Origin of the sequence: Chryseobacterium arthrosphaerae (genome assembly GCF_001684965.1) — a bacterium.
Classification (GTDB): Bacteria; Bacteroidota; Bacteroidia; order Flavobacteriales; family Weeksellaceae; genus Chryseobacterium; species Chryseobacterium arthrosphaerae.
In genome coordinates, this window is sequence record NZ_MAYG01000031.1 from 1 (window position 1) to 18,351 (window position 18,351).

Genomic DNA, 18,351 nt, shown 5'->3' on the forward strand with positions numbered 1-18,351 from the left:
TCCCATTCCGAACACAGAAGTTAAGCCCACCAGCGCCGATGGTACTGCTAACGCGGGAGAGTAGGCCGCCGCCAGTTTTTATTTTATTTTTAAAAATCCTTTATCATAACGATAAAGGATTTTTTTTGTTTTATATCCAAAGAAGCTCTCAGCGGACTTCTTTATTTTTAATGGAATTTATTCTTTTTGATGAGAACGGGCTAAAGCCCGTCCCTATTGAATACTTTGTGGCTTAATACTCCTATTATCCCTTACTCTCTTTTATCCCAATTCCAATCCTGATCCTGTTCTTTTTTTAATTCCGGATTGCTCATTACTCATTACTCATTACTCATTACTCATTACTAATCCCCCATACCCTAGCCCCGATAGCAGCGGTTACCCCGCAGCACAGGTGGGAGAGCAGAGGATCTGAAGTGTGGCAGCGTACAGGCGTGAGGAGTATGAGCGGATAGCGGGATTAAGCTCCTGAAAATATAAAGATCAATAGATTGTGGCAGTATCTTTTTATTTAGCTTTATCTGGGTTGCAAAAATGGTCTTTCTTTTAAAATGTGTGTACAGACAAGCAAATTAATAGTAACAGCTTTATTTTAGCTCTAAGAGAGTTCTTGCAGATGATACTACTTCCCCATTCAATATAGATGTGACAGCAAAAGAAAAACCGCTTCAAAAGAAACGGTTCACTTGTATGGCATTCTGATTTTCAATCTTACATATCGCTGCTGGTTTCAGGACATTTAAAATCATCACTACAGCCTGCGCAGATGATGGTTCCGTTGCAATAATACATGCAGAAATCTCCTCCAGGAAGATCAGTACCTCCTGAAATACTTTTTAACTGGTCTTTTTTTAGTTTTTTTAAATTTTTCATATCGTTTTAATTGAAAGTTTGATAGTATAGTAAAATTAAATAAAATATTCTTAATAAAATACTATGTTTCTAAATAAAAATCAATTATTAATCATAATTTGAGAAATAATTTTTATTAATGATGTTTTTTTATGGTTAAATATTTGACTATTAGATGAATAAATATTAATTTTAAGCAAGCGGTATCCGAAAAGCTTACAGAGTAGGAAATATCAAAAACAAAAAACTATGAAAAATCTGAAAAAACTTTCAAGAGAAGACCGAAAAGTGATTATTGCCGGAATAGATTTTCCATCCTATTGTATTGAAGGAGGTGGACCGGGTGAAGGAGGCTGTTCACCGGGTACTATTTGTTCAGAAGGTAAATGTGTTCCTTATGGCGGAGATCCCGGCGGTGGTGGAAATCCTGGAGGCGGTGGAGGAAATACATATACCTGTATCTGTCCGTGGGGAACTTTTACGCAATCTACACCGTGCCCGGAATTTTATTGTATAACAGGATAAATTATAAAAAAAATAGTCAGTAATCTAATTACTGACTATTATTATGATTATTTCTTAATCAAGCCTAATTCTATAAGTCTTTCATGTAAGAATTCTCCTGCGGTGGTGTCCTCATATAATTTTGGATTATTTTCGTCCACACAATTGTCAAGAGCATTTAAAGACATTGCACTGACAGGGTGCATAAAGAAAGGGATTGAATATCTTGAAGTACTCCACAGTTCTCTTGGCGGGTTTACCACTCTGTGGATAGTAGATTTCAATTTGTTGTTGGTATGTCTTGAAAGCATATCTCCAACATTGATCATCAGCTCATCCGGTTCTGCAATCGCATCGATCCATTCTCCGTTGTGGTTCTGAACCTGAAGACCTTTTCCCTGTGCTCCCATAAGAAGAGTAATAAGGTTAATATCTCCGTGTGCTGCCGCTCTTACCGCATCATCCGGTTCTTCAGTGATCGGCGGGTAGTGGATAGGTCTTAGAATAGAGTTTCCTTCAGCGATTTTGTCGTCAAAATAAAACTCATCCAAACCAAGGTGAAGTGCTAAGGCTCTCAACACATACTGCCCGGTTTTTTCAAGCATCTGAAATGCTTCCTTACCTACTTCGTTGAATTTTGGAAGTTCCTCAACGATGACGTTGTCAGGATACTCAGCTTTGTATTTTGAATCATCAGACAGATACTGTCCGAAATGCCAAAATTCTTTTAAGTCTCCTTTTTTGAAACCTTTAGCAGTTTCTTTACCGAATCCTACATAACCTCTCTGGCCTCCGATTCCTGGGATCTCATACTTTTGTTTCGTTTCCACAGGTTGGTCAAAAAAGTTTTTTACCTCTCCATACAAATCCTCTACCAGGTTGTCATCAAGAAAGTGGCCTTTTAAGGCAACAAAACCAATTTCTTCATAAGCTTTTCCGATTTCATTTACAAATTTCTGTTTGCGTTCCGGGTTGTCCGAAAGGAAATCACGCAGGTCTACACTAGGTATTTTGTCCATTTTTAGAAATTTACGAATAGCAAAATTACATTTTTTTTGAATTAAATGATTTTAAAATCATTATTTATAAGTTAAATTTGCTGTATGAAAAAATATTCTTCCAAGAGAAGTATCCAAATACTTGCACATCTTCTTCAGCAGTACGGAATTGCAGACATCGTAATTTCTCCGGGATCAAGGAATGCTCCTTTGGCGATTCACTTTTCAGAAGTGGATAGTTTCAACTGTTACAGTATTGTAGACGAGAGAAGTGCTGCTTTCGTAGCAATGGGAATGGCTAAAAGTGAGAAGAAACCTGTGGCTGTTACCTGTACAAGCGGTTCTGCGGTAGTTAACTATTATCCTGCAGTGACGGAAGCTTTTTACCAGAATATTCCTCTTCTGATACTGACAGCTGACAGACCCACGGATTTTGTAGATATTTTCGATGGGCAGACGATCAGGCAGAAGGATGTTTTTCATCAGCATTCTTACGGCGATTTCCAATTGCTGGAAGACAGCAAAGAGAATGCGGAAGATATTAATTTTGATATTATTAAAAAGGCAATAGAGCTGTGCTTTGAAAAGCAGGGCCCTGTGCATATCAATATCCCTTTGGAGGAACCTTTATATGAGTTGGTTTCAGAACTTCCAACCTTCCCTACGGTTGAGAAGACGATCAAACATAAAGAGTATGAGATTCCGGCCAATCTGATTGCAGACTGGCATACCTCTCAAAGGATTATGCTTTTGGTGGGAACAAGAGATTACAGTCCGGAACTGGAAAATCAACTGACGCAGCTTGTAAAAAATCATTCGGTAGTGGTACTGAGCGAAGCGAATTCCAATTTGTACCATGAGAAGTTCTTCAGGCATATCGACCGTTATATTTTCAACTTTACAGAAGAAGATTATAAGACCTATGCTCCGGATCTTCTGATTACAGTAGGACAGAACGTAGTTTCCAAGAAAGTAAAACAGTTCCTGAGAAGTGCAAGACCCAAGCAGCACTGGCATCTGGATGAAGTATGGCAGCCGGATACGTATTTTGCCCTTACAGAAAAAATTGAAGTGAAACCTGAGGTTTTCTTTTCAAAATTATTAAAATATATCAATCTGGAACCAAGGCCTTATTACAACCTCTGGGATGTATTAAGGGATAAGAAGGATGCCAGACATGAGCAGTTTTTAAATACGGTTGAGTTTTCGGATTTTTATTTCTTCAATAAAGCTTCGCAGACCGTACCTGAAAATTATAATATCCATTTCAGCAATTCTTCGGGAATCAGATATGCACAGCTGTTTGATTTCGGTAAAAGAAAGATATACTGTAACAGGGGAACGAGCGGAATTGACGGCTCAACGTCAACTGCAATGGGGTTTGCCATCAAAAATGAAAACCCTACGTTACTGATTACCGGAGATCTGAGCTTCTTTTATGACATTAATGGTCTCTGGAACCAGTACATCCCGCCGTTTGTAAGGATCATGATCTTTAATAACGGGGAAGGAAATATCTTTAAAATCATCCCGGGGCCCGGAAATGCCAATCCGAATACACTGGATGAATTCATCGCTACCAAACACCGTAAAAATGCAGAGCATCTCGCTAAGCATTTCGGGTTCTCTTATATCAGGGTAGAAGATGAGCTTACATTAGACCGGGTGCTGGAGAATTTCTTCAAACCTGATGCACAGCCTAAAATCCTGGAAGTGAATACTTACGGGAAGAACAGTGCGGATGTACAGAAGGCTTACTTTAATTTTATGAAAGAAAACTAAAGATCAAGATATTCTTCATTGCCCGGCAGATTGATAATTCTGTCGATAGGATAAATAAACATATCATCGAAGTCATTTAAGGCATTGATGAGCTGGAAATGGGAAAACTGCTTTATATTCTGTAATGTGATTTCCGTTTCTTTGATCTTTTTCTGTTTCAGAAGGTGCTGTCTCTGTACACCGTTGAGCAGGTAAGTATTGGGCGTATACCAGTCTTTACCTTTTAAAAACAAAAGATTTGAAAATGAGGTATCGGTAATATGGTTATTCTTAACGATGATGATCTCTTCTGCCTTAGATTTCATTTTCATTTTATCCAGTTCTTTACGGTCTTCAAATTTGAAGGAATAATCAAAACTGTTGTTTTCCATCAGCTTAAAATCCTGTATTTCAGGAATAGCGTAAGGGATCATCTGGGTCCGGATTCTTTTATCCAGATCATATGAAATTCTTAATTTGAAAAGTCCGTCTTCGTCATGCTGCAGATTTTTGTAAATTTTGGCCAGATCAATAGAGTCTTCCTTTCCGAAATGGGAAAAGGTTTGATTGACACGTTTCTGATGTAGATCCAATAGAAAAACCTCCTGATCTTCTACTTTAATGCTTTCAATGAATTGGGACATAGATTTTATTTTTCATTTCCTGATATTCGTCTTCTAATTTACTCATGTGCGTTATACCGCCTCCGCTTTTGAAATAGAGCTGATCTCCCTCTTTTTCAATAAAGCGTATCATTACACAGCTGTCGACATTCTGCCCGTCGAACCAGCCACAGACTCCTGTATAATATCCTCTGTCATATCCTTCCGCTTCCAGGATAATTTCCAGTGTTTTGGGCTTGGGAGCTCCTAAAATAGAACCCGCCGGAAGAAGCTTCTGCATAATACTTCCTATTTTGCCATCAAACTCAGGCTTTAATTTCCCGGAAATTTCAGAACTCATCGCATACAGATCCTTTTGATGGGTTTTAATGAAATCAATGCGTTGAAACTGCTCTACCTTTACTTCATCTGCAACCATACTCAGGTCATTCCGGAGCAGATCCACAACAGTATAATGTTCTGCTTTTTCCTTCCTGTCATTCTTCAGGAGTTCAGCTGCATTTTCAAGAGAGGCATCAATAGTTCCTTTCATCGGATAGGTCAGAATTTTACCGTCTATGATCTTCACAAAAGTTTCAGGAGAAAAAAATACAAAAAAATCTTTATAAAAAACCTTGTATTTCGCATTTGAGTGATGAAAAATTTCTTCCAATGTTAAATTGGTTTCTAGCCGGGTTTTTCTGGTATAGTTTACCAGGTATGAATTTCCAAGACGAATATTTTTCTGCACCTTATCAAAACCGGTCTGAAAGCTTTCCAGTGTTTCGGGAAATGATTTCCATTCTACTTTTTTATCGAATGTGTGTTTGTTTTTTAAAGTTGAAAATTCCTGAAAATCAATTTTTAAACCTGATTTTTCTATTTCATTTTCTTTATAGACTTCTACATTCTCTGAAAGAAAGTCGATGACAAAAAAATAGGGAACCTTCCGGAGAGAAAGTTCGTCCATTTCCATAAATTTTTGATGATTCACTGAAAACATTCCGCAAAAATAATTATTGATGTTTACTTTTGCATAAAATTTTTATGATGCAGAGCAAATATCCTCAGAAACCGGGAATAGATTTTATATTGAAGCAGGCTTTTTTTTACTGGAATAAAACACTGGTCTATCAGTTGATGTTTTCAATGGTGTTTTTTGGAATCTTTCTTACCTCACTGTTTTTCTTTGGAGAGAAGTATGGAATCTGGGAACAGAATCAGGTGTTGACAGAAGCCCTTAAGGAAGGCACAAAAGCGTATATGGAAAAGATTGCAGAGCTCAGTGCAACGGAAGGCTATCAGATGTTCACACTGGCGATATGGGCCACAACCGCATTTCTGTATCCGCTGAATATTGGGATGTTTCAGCTCTTCAGAAAGCTGGACCTCAATGAAAAGCCCGAGTTGGGAGATTTGTTTGTGGGATATAGCGGACTCAACTTTTTTAAGTACCTGGGGTATTTTCTTTTCTGGTTCTTTATTTACAGATTTACCGTTCCTACTGTAATACTGGCAGTCTTATGGGTTGCAGTGACCATTTTTGTGGCTCCTCTGATGTTTTTTACCAACAAAAGGATTTTCGAAGCAATTTCTTTGAATTTTAAAGCCCTGAAAATGTATTTTGTAGAAATTATGGTCTGTATGCTTGTTGCCGTTCTGTTTAAATACCTGGGATTCACACTGTTTTTTATTGGAGGCCTTTTTACTTTTCCTTTCTGGAATGCTATGATCTATTCACTATACAAAACGGTTTTTTCAGAGAAAGGTTAAATTTCAACGAGGTTTAATATGTTTTTTTGCTAAAAAAAGTTAATTTTGGTAAAATCATTAAATATTTAAACTATGTCTGAATTTAACGAATTTGATCAGCAGGGGTCTGTACCCAACAGGGAGACCGGATCAATTATTTCTCACGCTTTCGAAATGTATAAGGGGGTCTTTGGCTACGGAGTGGTGGCTATGATCATTTATATGCTTGGAGGTTATCTTATCCAGTTGGTTACAGGTTTCAACTCTACTGCCATGATGGAGGAAATGCAGTCTTCAGGAGGAGACTTCAATTACTGGGCTGCACCTGGAGTTCCGCTGTATATGACGTTTTCGGGTCTTTTCGGGCTGTTGCTGTCTCCATTGTATGTTGGGTTGATCTATATGGTGAATAAATACAATACCAAGAGCCCGATTGAGTTTTCTGATCTTTTCATTGGATACCGTCAGAATTTTGTCAATATTTTACTGTACAGCTTCCTTTCAGGGATAATTTCTGCAGTGGCAGCCATGCTGTGCTTTTTCCCTCTTATTTTTGTATATCCTTTGCTTCTGATAGGGTATCCTATTCTTTTGTTTGAAAATGCTTCGGCTACAGATGCCATTTCAAAATCATTCAATATTGCAAAAGAAAATTATGGAACATTCCTTTTAACAGGTATTCTGGGAATGCTGATCTCTGTGGCAGGGGTGGTACTTTGCGGGATAGGAGTTATTCTTACAGCACCTTTCATGATGATTGTGATGTATTCTACCTATTGTGCATTTTTAGGGAAACCGAGACAAATTATGTATAACAAACAATAAATAAAAAAATAAATAACAGATGATGAACAAAGACAAACAGATAAGCAGTGTTGCGATCAAGCAAGTCTCTTTGCTGGTTATTATTCTGGTACTGGCAGGATTAATCTGCTTTAATCTAGCGCTGTTCATTCCATCGGTTTTAGGTGCCATTACCATTTATGTGGTCTGTAGGAAATACAATTTCTATCTGCAGGAAGAAAAGAAATGGAAACCCTCGCTGGCAGCATTTGTTTTAATGTTTGCGAGTCTTATTGTTTTAATACTACCGATTTATTTTATTGCAGATCTTATTATTGATAAGCTTGGGAATGCCCAGGCTTATATGGCCAAATTCAATATATTTCTGGATAAGATCCACAATTATATTCAGAATAAAACGGGATTTGATATCCTCAGTCAAGATAATATGAATAAATTGAAAGATTCCGTAGGGAAAATTTCAACTTCGGCACTCAGCGGGACGTTCAATACGCTTACGGTGATCATGTCCATGTATTTCATTCTTTATTTTATGCTGGAAAAGCCAAGGTTATTTGAAAGAATCCTGACTTCTTCCGCTCCGCTGAAGAGATCAAACATTTCTTTGATCGGAGATAAGATGAGAAAGCTGATCATGGCCAACGCCATTGGAATTCCTGTTGTGGCGGTAGGTCAGGGGATAGTTGCCCTTATCGGTTATCTGATATTCGGTGCTCCGGGAGCTATTTTGCTTTTTGCCCTTACAGCAGTATCTTCTGTGATTCCTGTAGTGGGAACTGCAATCATCTATGTTCCCGTATGTATCTTTATGATTGCAGAAGGGAATACGGCTCAAGGTCTTGGACTGGCAATTTACTGTGTAGTTGTGGTAGGGCTTACGGATAATCTTCTCCGCTTTACCCTTTTGAAAAAACTGGAAAATATCCACCCGCTAAATACCGTATTCGGGATCATTATGGGAATGAACCTGTTTGGCTTTATGGGGCTTATTTTCGGGCCGATTCTGATCTCGCTTACCCTTCTTCTGATCCAGGTATACAGAAATGAGTTTTCTGATGAAAATACACCTCCGGATCTGGAATTGCCCGTGCAGAATGATTTAGATGAAAAATTAATTTAATTATATAAAAAGTGGAAGGACTGAATCCGGAAATATTAAAGGAAATATGCGTTGTTAAAATGCCGTTCGGGAAGTATGAAGGTATAATTCTGGCCGATCTGCCGGTAAGTTACCTGGAATGGTTTCGCCGTAATGGAGGGATGCCCAAAGGAAAACTGGGGATGCAGCTTGCAACGGTGTATGAGATTAAATTAAACGGGCTGATGGATCTGCTTACTCCCATCAGAGCATCTGTAAGAAACGGATTGTAAATCATATAATAATAAAATTAAACAGTTTCGGCGGCATCGAAGATGCCGCCGAAACTGTTTAATCCTGATAAAAAATAATTACGCTTTCAAAGCAGCAATTTCATCCCTCAGCTTGGCAGCCTTAATAAAATCAAGGTTTTTAGCGGCGGCTTCCATCTCTTTCTGCTTTTGTGCAATCATTTTTTCAATATCTTCACTGGCGTAGCTGGCTTTTGTTTCAGCAACCTTTTGAAGGATCTCCTTTTGGGTGTATTTCTCATCCGGGAAGTCTTTGCTTCTTCCTACAAGACTTTCGGATATCTTTTTATTTAAAGCCATGGGTTTCAGTCCATGCTCTTCATTATACTGCATCTGTTTGGCACGGCGATATTCTGTTTCATCCAGGGTTGCCTGCATTGATTTTGTAATCTTGTCTGCATACATAATGGCTTTTCCGTTGATGTTCCTTGCAGCACGGCCTACAGTCTGGATCATTGACCTTCTGCTTCTCAGCATTCCCTCTTTATCAGCATCCAGAATAGCAACAAGTGAAACTTCCGGTAAATCTAATCCCTCTCTTAATAAATTGACTCCGATCAGAACGTCAAAAAGTCCCAGACGCAAATCCTGCATAATCTGAATTCTTTCCAGGGTTTCAACATCGGAGTGGATGTATCTTGTTCTGATCCCGAATTTTGTAAAATATTTGGTAAGTTCTTCAGCCATTTTCTTAGTCAGGGTCGTTACCAGAACCCTTTCGTCAGCATCTGATCGTTTCTGGATTTCTTCCATCAGATCATCAATCTGATTTAAAGTAGGCCTTACTTCGATGACCGGATCAAGAAGTCCTGTAGGTCTGATGATCTGCTCAATATAGGCTCCTCCTGTTTTTTCCAGTTCATAATCTGCAGGCGTTGCAGAAACGTAGATCACCTGATTCTGCATGGCTTCAAATTCCTCAAACTTTAAAGGTCTGTTATCCATGGCTGCCGGAAGCCTGAATCCGTATTCCACCAAAGCTTCTTTTCTGCTTCGGTCTCCGCCGTACATGGCGTGAACCTGGGGAACCGTTACGTGGCTTTCATCAATGACCATTAAAAAGTCTTTAGGGAAATAATCGATCAGGCAGAAAGGTCTTGTTCCCGGAAGCCTTCCATCCAGATATCTTGAATAGTTCTCAATTCCTGAACAATATCCAAGCTCTTTGATCATTTCAAGGTCAAGTTCAGTTCTTTCCTGCAACCTTTTTGCTTCAAGCGGTTTTCCTACAGAACTGAAAAAATCAACCTGTTTTACCATATCATCCTGAATATCTTTGATGGCACCATTTAAGGTTTCCTTCGAAGTCACGAAAAGATTGGCCGGATATATCTGGATCTGATCAAAATTGGAATCTACATTTCCGGTTACAGGATCAAAACTTTGAATCTTTTCAATCTCATCACCGAAAAACTGAATTCTGATGGCGTTGTCAGCATAAGCCGGGAAAACGTCAATCACATCTCCCTTTACCCGGAACGTACCTCTTTGGAACTCATTTAATGTTCTGGCATACAGTGCGCTAACTAACGAATGAAGAAGTGCTGTTCTTGTCACCTTTTCACCAATAGCGATAGAAATTAACGACTTATGAAATTCCGTAGGATTTCCGATACCATAGATACAGGAAACAGAAGCTACAATAAGTACATCCCTTCTTCCGGAAAGAAGGCTTGCCGTTGCAGAAAGACGTAATTTCTCAACCTCTTCATTGATGCTCAGGTCTTTTTCAATATACGTTCCGGTAGTGGCAATATATGCTTCAGGTTGGTAATAGTCATAGTAGCTTACAAAGTATTCCACAGCATTATCCGGGAAAAACTCTTTAAACTCCATGAAAAGCTGTGCTGCCAGTGTCTTGTTGTGTGCCAGAACCAACGTTGGGCGCTGAACATTCTGTACAACATTTGCAACCGTAAATGTTTTCCCCGAGCCTGTTACCCCAAGAAGAGTCTGGTATTTTTCACCGATCTCTATTCCTGCTGTCAGTTTGTCAATAGCCTGGGGTTGATCTCCGGTGGGTTTATATTCTGAGTGAAGCTTAAAATCCATAGAAAAGAATGTATACAACAAAAATACGAAAGAATTTTCAGGCTGGATAATCTTTTGAAGATGAATATTTTGGTTCATGACAGCGGATCAGTTGCCACAAAGCTCAGATCATATTCCTGCTCAGGATTTCTGCTCTTAATAATGATAATACCACGGATATGCGAATAAATAAGGATTCACATATCCGTGGCAGAGTAGAACTAACTTAGTAAAAACTGATGAAACGTCTTTACGGTCGTGTAAAGGTCATGGTTGCCGGAACTTTTAAAACAGATGCTATTGCTTTTCCGTCTTTTATTGCAGGTTTCCATGTTGTCTCATCGCTTATGGCGGTCATCGTCTTAAGGAATTCCTTATTGAAGGTTTCATTATCTCCTGAAGTGGTCACCTGGGTTGCTTTTCCTGCTTCATCAATATGCACGTAAGCCATAGCGGTTATTGTAGACCCTTTAAAATCTCCAAGTGAGCTTACATCCATGCGTTTGCCTATCTGCGCTCTAAGACCTTTCAATCCTTCAGGATACTGTGCTTCGGTGTAATCTCTATTCTGCGCTGTGTTGATATTTGTGTTTTTACCTTCATCGCTTTCCGGGGCTGTTTTCCTTGGAGAGATCGTATCTGCAACAGGCTTTGGCATCTCTTTCTTAAATCCCATTACCGTAGATGCTCTTTCCTTTTTCACCTGATCAAAATAAGAATGCGTCATTAGGCTCACCTGGTAAGGTTGTGGATTTTTTTCTGTTCTGGCATTCAGTCCTACCTTACTTATATTCACATTGGAAAAATCTGAAGTTTTGTAGTTTTTCAAAACACTGTTATTCACTTTTTTTGAATCAATCCAGACCGCATAATTGTTCTTGTTTAGAAATGATTGCATTTCCTTTTCTGTAAGCGTTCTTCTTTTGAATTCGGGAGTCGCGAAGAAAATGATCTTCTGCTCATTTCTCTGGGCATCGGTAAGCTGTGGATAAAGCTCTTCAAGTCTTTTTTTATCGCTTTCAGAGACTTTCTTTGAAAATTCAGCATATTTTCCCTGACTTAGGAGAGCTGAATATTTAGATAAAATATCCTTAAATTCTTTGTAAGAATCCTGGTCTGTAGCTTCGGAAAAGCTTTTTACCGGATTGTCAGAAACCGTTTCAATGACGCGACTTTCTGCGTAGGTTCTTTCTGAAAATATTGCAGCAGCAGCAATAAGGGCAGCTATTCCGGTTGTTTTTTTAAGAAAACTGAATTTTGATTTTTTTGCTTTCATCATAATAAATCTTTTTTTGGTGTTATTAAAATTAAATGAGTGTGTCAGGCTTGGATTCTGGTGGCTCAGAATCTCATCAAGAATTAAATTCTGGTACTCTTTGATATTGATCTTTCCGTTTAATACAGACTCATCTGCCAGAAATTCATGATTGCTGATAATTGCCTTTTTATACAGGAAAATAATGGGATTAAACCATGTGAATATCCTGAAAAGGTCTATAATGATCAGATCGATGCTGTGTTTTTGATCAAGATGGCTTTTTTCATGCAGGAAAATCCTCGGATCAACCGTTCCATTTTTGATATAGCTTTCTCCCAGGTAGATGGTATTCCAAAAACTGAACGGCGATACATCATCTTTTGTCAGTACCATATTGTAATTCTGATATATACGCTTTTCCCCTTTTGTTCTGTTGATTTTAAGAAGAGCTAAAATGCTTTTAATCAGCAAGAAAAGTGTGATCAGAATGTATACAGCCCATAGTATATTCATCCAGTTGAAACTTTCCTGTACAGGTTGGATGAAATTGATCTGCTGAGCGGCTTCTTCAATTATCAGTGGCGGATTTGTTTCTGCTTTTGTCTCCGGAGCCTCTATGGTAATGGTTATAAAGGGAATTACATAAGAAAGCACAAGTGAGGACAGTAAGTAAAACCGGTTGAACCTGTACATTTTCTCTTTCTCCAGAAAAAGATAATATACCGCAATGAAGATAGAAGAACATACAATGATTTTAAAGATTATTGTAGACATAGCTATTCCTTTATCTGTTCATCAATAATATCACGGAGTTCTTTCAGCTGTTTCTGGCTTAGTTTGGCATTAGACGTAAAAAAAGAGGCAAACTGCGTCACAGAGCTGTTGAAAAAACGGTCAATCATGGAGGTCATTTCTTCCTTGAAATATTCCCCTTTCTCTACTTTAGGATAGTATTCACGGGAATTTCCATACAATGTATAGCCTACGAGGTCTTTATTCTGCATTCTCTTCAGCAGGGTTGCAATGGTTGTGGCTGCAGGTTTAGGATCCGGGTATGCTTCCAGGATATCTTTCATGAAAATCTTTTTTTTCTCCCAAAGAATATCCATCAGAACTTTTTCAGAATCAGTTAATTTTATATCTTTCATTCTACAATGTTGTAATTTGTTCTACAAATGTAGAATAAAAATTTAAACGACCAAACTTTATGGCATTATTTTTCCATTCATTTCATATCACCTAATCCTAATGTTATGAAAATCAATCAATTTTATATTCCGATCCTGAGTGTTTTCCTTACGCTGTCGTCATGTAAGAAGAATCATGTAAATGCACAGAAGACCGGAAGTGATGGCAGTGTAGAGACAGAAAAGCCTAATTCAGAATACAAACCTGCTTTTAAAGGGCAGACCAGAATTAAGGCTGTAAAGACAAAAACTCCATACAGTGTAGAGGTTTTGAATAAAGACCTGGGAAGACCCTGGGGAATTATCAACCTGCCGGACGGAAGGTTTCTTATTACCGATAAAAGAGGGCACATGAATGTTGTTTCAAAGGATGGAAAACAGATTTCAAAAGTGGAAGGCTTTCCTGAAGTAGATTCAAAAGGACAGGGCGGTATGCTGGATGTGGCACTGGATCCTGACTTTAAAACCAATACCATTATTTATTTCAGTTTTTCAGAACCTTTCGGAAAAGGAAACTTAACTTCTGTAGCAAAGGGAAAGCTTTCAGGCGATCTTAAAAATATTTCTGAAGTCAAAGTAATCTTCCGGGCAGAACCTTCCTATGATGGCGACAAGCATTATGGAAGCAGGCTGGCATTTGATAAAGATGGGAACTTATTTGTAAGTACCGGAGAAAGGTCAGATAAAGTAACCCGTGCCTATGCCCAGAAAACGGATAATTATTTAGGCAAGATCCTCAAAATTACAAAAGACGGAATGCCCGCTCCCGGAAATCCGTTTATAGGAAAACAGGGCTATAAACCGGAGATTTATGCCTATGGAGTCCGTAATCCTCAGGGAATGGCTATTGATCCGGACGGAAACCTTTGGGATGTGGAAATGGGACCGAGAGGAGGAGATGAGATCAATCTTATACAGCCTGGTAAAAACTATGGATGGGGCGACGTTACTTACGGTATTGAATATTCAGGAGATAAGGTGGGGCAGGGAATTACCCAGAAACAGGGAACGGAGCAGCCTGTGTATTATTGGGATCCTGTTATTTCGCCGAGTGGCATTACGTTTTATACCGGGAATATCGAAGAGTGGAAAGGAAATCTGCTGATCGGGTGTCTGAGCGGCGAACACATTGCAAGAATTGTTATGAAAGATAAAAAAGTAGTAGGAGAAGAGCGTCTTCTGGCAGATCAGAAAGAACGCTTCCGGGATGTACTGAACGGCATGGATGGAAATCTGTATGCTGTAACGGACAGCGGTAAACTTTATAAGATCTCAAAGAAATAAATGAAAGAGACTGTCAGAAAAAGCTAAATACTTTACTTTCTGACAGCCTATTTTGCATGAATTCTAAAGTTGTGGAACTTAAGATAGATTGAATCGTTAGTATCAAATCATCATCAGGTATAAAGCAACCGGCGATAACTTCCAGCTTCCCAATTTACACTCCATCAGAATTTGAAATTAAGCCTTGCAAAAACCTGTCTTCCGGCAAACCCCATCTGTACCGGATCAAAGATTCCTCCTGATTCCGTATTTCCGGTAGTAACCTGAGTGGTCTGCAATGTAGGATATCTGTTGAATAGATTTTTACTGCCCAGCGTCAGGTTAATATTTTTTGAAAATTCATATCCAAACGAAAGATCGGTGGTCACTTTTGGATTGTAGACCTGTTCCGCATCATCATAGCCGATCAGTGTTACCTTGTCAAATCTTACCAATTGGAGGTTGGCGTTGAATCTGTTGAGCTTATAGTTCAGATTTAAATTAATTTTTGTCTTAGGAGCAGAAGCCAGGATAAAGCCTCTTTCCCTCGGGCTCAGGTAGATATCTTCTTTCCCTTTCAGGTGTTCTGAAGTATTGACATTGGTGATCTCCATATCATTATAATTTCCGGCTAAAGTTGCAGTAAGCTTTCCTGAACCAATGTTTTCATTATAACTTAATATGATATCAACACCTTTTGTCCGGGTATCTATAGCATTGGAGAAGAACTGGACCTGATCAATATAGGGATAATCTGTCTGAACATCAGTGGGCAGGTCATCTCTTGAAAAGTTTCCGGTCAGAACAATCCTGTTTTTTACGCTGATATAATATCCATCAACAGTTGCTGTGAATTTACCTGTATTAAAAGTAAATCCGGCACTTGCGTTCACTGAGGTTTCCTGTTTCAGTTGGGCAATCCCGACTCTGTTGGCCAGATCACTGTCATTGGAAGCCAGCTGAATCGTCACCAGTTTGCCGCCCTGGAAATTGGTAAACTGCTGCCCGTAATATTTCTGTGCCAGGGAAGGGGCCCTGAATCCTGTAGAAACAGATCCCCGGAAAGCAAATTGAGGAGTGAAGGCATAGCGTGTAGCGAATTTACCGTTAAGGGTACTTCCGAAATCATTATAATTCTCGAATCTTCCGGCTAAGCTGATCATCCAGTTTTTTGTAACATCCAGTTCTGTATCCAGATAAGCAGCAAAGTTATTTCTGCTTTTTCCGATATCAGTAGAATAGCCGGGGAATCCCTGTGATCCTCCGGGCCTTACTGCTCCGCTTATCGGGTTGGTTACCAGCAGACTTTCCGGTGTATCACGGGTAACAAGATTCCCATTGACATCATACATGGCATAAGAAGCTTCTTCTCCTTTAATGATATTGAATTTCTCATAGCGGAATTCCGATCCGAAAGCAATGTTTAAACCTTCCAGTACCTTAAACTGCTTTGTGGCATTGAATCCGGTTGTGTTCTGTAATAAAGAATGTCCTCCGGCATCAAATCTGGTGGGAGATTTCACTCCTAAAGTAGCATTGATGGTATTGGTGATATCATAAGTAAACCTGTTGTTTCCGAAGGCATTGTAAAAATCAACCTCCCAATCGGCTACTTTAAATTTTAAGCCATTGTCGAATGTAAAATCTGTAATACTCGTATCCTCGATCGGGTTAAAGCCTGCAGGGTAAACTTCCGGAATATTTCCATCCGCATCAGGGGTTCTGGTCCATGCGTAGGCTTTGGTATTTCTGTGGGAAAATCCTTGCCGGGAATAGAACTTCAGCCCGTCGGTTAAAGGAAGCTCAATATTCCCGAAGAAATAGACATTCTGGGCTTTGGCATCTCCGAAACGCTGTCTGGGAGCAGGGGAAGGATCATTATAAATGTCAGGATTGGCATTCCTGATGGCATAGTCTTTATTGATAAACTCAGCGGTAAAGTTCCCGAAACCTCCTTTGTTTCCTATTTTGGTTCCAAGATTTCCGCTAAAATCGAAAGTAGTTCCGTCAATTTTATGATCAGATACAATATCATTATTTCCAGGACTTTTAAAAAGATTCATCCCGGAAAATAAATTTCCTTCGAAACCATGATCCCGGTCGTTGAGAATAACATTGATCACTCCGGCTATCGCATCTGAACCATATTGTGCTGAAGCTCCGTCACGGAGAACTTCCACCCTCTTAATCGCCCCTATGGGAATGGTATTCATATCATAGCCGGTATTTCCCCTTCCTTTGGTACCGAAAAGGTTGATCAGGGAAGACTGATGGTACCTTTTCCCGTTCAGTAGAAGAAGCGTCTGATCAGGACCTAAGCCTCTTAAAGTAGCCGGATCTACTGCATCGGCGCCATCCGATCCCGACTGTTTATTGGAATTGAAAGACGGGGCAGCAAACTGCAGCAACTGGTTAACTTCAACCTGTCCTGTAGCCTGGCTTACCTGCTTGATGTCTATGATGTCAATAGGAACAGGCGTATTGGTAACCGTTCTTTTTTTATTCCGGCTCCCGGTAATGGCAACCTCATCTATTCTGGACTCTTTCACAAGGGTATCCTTTACCTGCTGGGCATAGGATAGAGTAGTGGCACCAAGAAAGATGATGCTGATGTATTTTATCTTCATATTGATAATTTTGGGTAGTGATTCACTCAAAATTATCAATATTTATTTTTAAATCAATATTAAAATAGATTATTTGTTATGAATGTCTTAATTTATTATTTAATTTTATAAATCAAAGTAAAATAATCGTTAATATTTGATAATTAACGAAAAATTTTAATTTCAAAAGCTGTTTATTATTCTGTTAATCCCTTCTTCCAGAATTTCCTGGGATGTGGAGAAGCAAATCCTGATATGGCCTTCGGCTCCTTTTCCAAACCATCTTTCCGAGCCGGGAACTATAGCAACTTTGCCTTGCTGAAGAACATGTTGGGCAAATTCATCACTTGACATTCCGTTTTTTATTTTTGGAAACAGGACAAAGGTTGCTTCCGGTAAACCTGGTTCAAGAACTTCAGAATTTTTTAAAAGATGAAACGCAAGATCCCGGTTCTGCTGAAGGTGAGATAAAAATTCTTTAAACCAAGGCCCGGCTTTTTCCAGTGCAACACTTCCTGCAATCTGTGATAAAGTAGAAACGCCTTCTATGGTAGAGTTGAAATTAGATTTTTCCGTAAAATCATCAAGGGCTTCCTGATCATTACACAAGACAGCTCCGATCCTCAAACCGGCAATCCCAAACGATTTTGAAAATCCGTATACCGTAAAGCTCTTTGTCCTGGCTTCTTCAGATACAGAAGAATAGGTGTGAAAGTTCTTATGATCATAAACAATATCACTCCAGATCTCATCGCTCATTACCCACAGATGATGGGCAGAGGCAATTTCGGAAATCCGTTTCAGCGTTTCCATTGAATAAACTTTTCCCAGAGGATTGTGCGGATTGCAAATGCTGATAAGCCTGGTTTTAGGACTGATTAAGGAAAGCATTTTTTCAAAATCAATTTCTCCGGTGCTGGTATCTACAGGGCAAAGCATTACTTTTCCTCCAACAGTTTCTACGGATTTTTTAAACAGAAAATCTACCGGATCCAGGATGATGGCTTCATCACCCGGTTGCAATACATAGGATGCAATCAGAAACATTCCCTGGGCAGCACTGTTAACGGCAAGGACATTTTCAGGAGAAAAGCTGCCGTTTTTCTGCCTGTTAAAATGTTCAGCTACACTTTTCTTAAATTCCGGAAGCCCCGAAAACGGGCCGTAACTCAGATAGCCGTCTTTAATATATTCAATGATTCCCTGTTCTATTTCGGGAGCGGTTCTGAAGTCCGGATCGGCGGCAGTAAGAGGGATAATCCCATCGTCAAGGGTAGCCCATCTTCCGTTGTAGGCCTTTCTTTTTAAAGCTTCAAAATTGATATCGTTATTGGTAAACATTTT

16 protein-coding genes and 1 rRNA gene are annotated in these 18,351 nt (G+C 39.2%); 8 read left to right on the forward strand and 9 right to left on the reverse strand.

Annotation, left to right across the window (positions count from 1 at the left end; genetic code table 11):
- Window positions 1-77, forward strand: a 5S ribosomal RNA gene (gene rrf / locus BBI00_RS23800); the annotation flags it as partial.
- 634 nt (window positions 78-711) lie between these two features.
- Here the strand turns inward: rrf and BBI00_RS23455 are convergent.
- Complete coding sequence (locus BBI00_RS23455) at window positions 712-873, reverse strand: bacteriocin-like protein (RefSeq protein ID WP_165602572.1); 162 nt, start codon at window positions 871-873, stop codon at window positions 712-714.
- Window positions 874-1,101: 228 nt separating this feature from the next.
- Between BBI00_RS23455 and BBI00_RS21015 the strand changes: the two genes are divergently transcribed.
- Complete coding sequence (locus BBI00_RS21015) at window positions 1,102-1,377, forward strand: hypothetical protein (protein ID WP_065400802.1); 276 nt, start codon at window positions 1,102-1,104, stop codon at window positions 1,375-1,377.
- A 47-nt stretch (window positions 1,378-1,424) separates the two neighbouring features.
- Here the strand turns inward: BBI00_RS21015 and BBI00_RS21020 are convergent, their stop codons facing one another.
- Complete coding sequence (locus tag BBI00_RS21020) at window positions 1,425-2,375, reverse strand: isopenicillin N synthase family dioxygenase (RefSeq protein WP_065400803.1); 951 nt, start codon at window positions 2,373-2,375, stop codon at window positions 1,425-1,427.
- An 84-nt stretch (window positions 2,376-2,459) separates the two neighbouring features.
- Here BBI00_RS21020 and menD point away from each other — a divergent pair, with 84 nt between their 5' ends.
- A complete protein-coding gene (menD, locus tag BBI00_RS21025; RefSeq protein WP_065400804.1) occupies window positions 2,460-4,136 on the forward strand; it encodes a 2-succinyl-5-enolpyruvyl-6-hydroxy-3-cyclohexene-1-carboxylic-acid synthase in 1,677 nt (558 codons plus the stop codon).
- Here the strand turns inward: menD and BBI00_RS21030 are convergent.
- Entirely contained in the window at window positions 4,133-4,759 is a 627-nt protein-coding gene (locus tag BBI00_RS21030; RefSeq protein ID WP_065400805.1) for an aminotransferase class IV, read from the reverse strand. The two genes, menD and BBI00_RS21030, sit on opposite strands and share 4 nt — an antisense overlap.
- A complete protein-coding gene (locus BBI00_RS21035; protein ID WP_065400806.1) occupies window positions 4,743-5,720 on the reverse strand; it encodes an aminodeoxychorismate synthase component I in 978 nt (325 codons plus the stop codon). The genes BBI00_RS21030 and BBI00_RS21035 overlap by 17 nt, the downstream gene beginning before the upstream one ends.
- A 44-nt stretch (window positions 5,721-5,764) precedes the next feature.
- Here BBI00_RS21035 and BBI00_RS21040 point away from each other — a divergent pair, with 44 nt between their 5' ends.
- The 4 genes from BBI00_RS21040 to BBI00_RS21055 all read left to right on the forward strand — a co-directional run bounded on the left by BBI00_RS21040 (window position 5,765) and on the right by BBI00_RS21055 (window position 8,644).
- Window positions 5,765-6,490, forward strand: a complete 726-nt coding sequence (locus tag BBI00_RS21040) for a hypothetical protein (RefSeq protein WP_083988610.1) — start codon at window positions 5,765-5,767, stop codon at window positions 6,488-6,490.
- A 72-nt stretch (window positions 6,491-6,562) separates the two neighbouring features.
- Window positions 6,563-7,294, forward strand: a complete 732-nt coding sequence (locus BBI00_RS21045; protein ID WP_065400808.1) for a beta-carotene 15,15'-monooxygenase — start codon at window positions 6,563-6,565, stop codon at window positions 7,292-7,294.
- Window positions 7,295-7,313: 19 nt separating this feature from the next.
- Window positions 7,314-8,393 (forward strand): AI-2E family transporter, encoded by a 1,080-nt coding sequence (locus BBI00_RS21050; RefSeq protein WP_065400809.1) that lies wholly within the window; start codon window positions 7,314-7,316, stop codon window positions 8,391-8,393.
- 20 nt (window positions 8,394-8,413) lie between these two features.
- Window positions 8,414-8,644: a DUF3820 family protein gene (locus BBI00_RS21055; protein ID WP_065401008.1), complete on the forward strand. Its 231-nt coding sequence runs from the start codon at window positions 8,414-8,416 to the stop codon at window positions 8,642-8,644.
- Window positions 8,645-8,722: 78 nt separating this feature from the next.
- Here BBI00_RS21055 and uvrB read toward each other — a convergent pair whose 3' ends face one another.
- The 3 genes from uvrB to BBI00_RS21070 form a co-directional block, all read right to left on the reverse strand.
- Complete coding sequence (gene uvrB, locus BBI00_RS21060; protein WP_065401009.1) at window positions 8,723-10,714, reverse strand: excinuclease ABC subunit UvrB; 1,992 nt, start codon at window positions 10,712-10,714, stop codon at window positions 8,723-8,725.
- A gap of 229 nt (window positions 10,715-10,943) precedes the next feature.
- On the reverse strand, window positions 10,944-12,725 hold the full coding sequence (locus BBI00_RS21065) for a M56 family metallopeptidase (RefSeq protein WP_065400810.1): 1,782 nt from the start codon (window positions 12,723-12,725) through the stop codon (window positions 10,944-10,946).
- A 2-nt stretch (window positions 12,726-12,727) separates the two neighbouring features.
- Window positions 12,728-13,099, reverse strand: a complete 372-nt coding sequence (locus BBI00_RS21070; RefSeq protein WP_065400811.1) for a BlaI/MecI/CopY family transcriptional regulator — start codon at window positions 13,097-13,099, stop codon at window positions 12,728-12,730.
- A 105-nt stretch (window positions 13,100-13,204) separates the two neighbouring features.
- On the opposite strand from BBI00_RS21070, the gene BBI00_RS21075 reads away from it, so the two are divergent.
- A complete protein-coding gene (locus tag BBI00_RS21075) occupies window positions 13,205-14,422 on the forward strand; it encodes a PQQ-dependent sugar dehydrogenase (protein WP_065400812.1) in 1,218 nt (405 codons plus the stop codon).
- A 164-nt stretch (window positions 14,423-14,586) separates the two neighbouring features.
- Here BBI00_RS21075 and BBI00_RS21080 read toward each other — a convergent pair whose 3' ends face one another.
- Together BBI00_RS21080 and BBI00_RS21085 are read right to left on the reverse strand one after the other, a co-directional pair.
- Window positions 14,587-17,028 (reverse strand): TonB-dependent receptor plug domain-containing protein, encoded by a 2,442-nt coding sequence (locus BBI00_RS21080; RefSeq protein WP_065400813.1) that lies wholly within the window; start codon window positions 17,026-17,028, stop codon window positions 14,587-14,589.
- Between the two features lie 162 nt (window positions 17,029-17,190).
- Window positions 17,191-18,348, reverse strand: coding sequence for a pyridoxal phosphate-dependent aminotransferase (locus BBI00_RS21085; RefSeq protein ID WP_065400814.1), 1,158 nt, complete (start codon window positions 18,346-18,348; stop codon window positions 17,191-17,193).
- Window positions 18,349-18,351 lie beyond the last annotated feature (3 nt).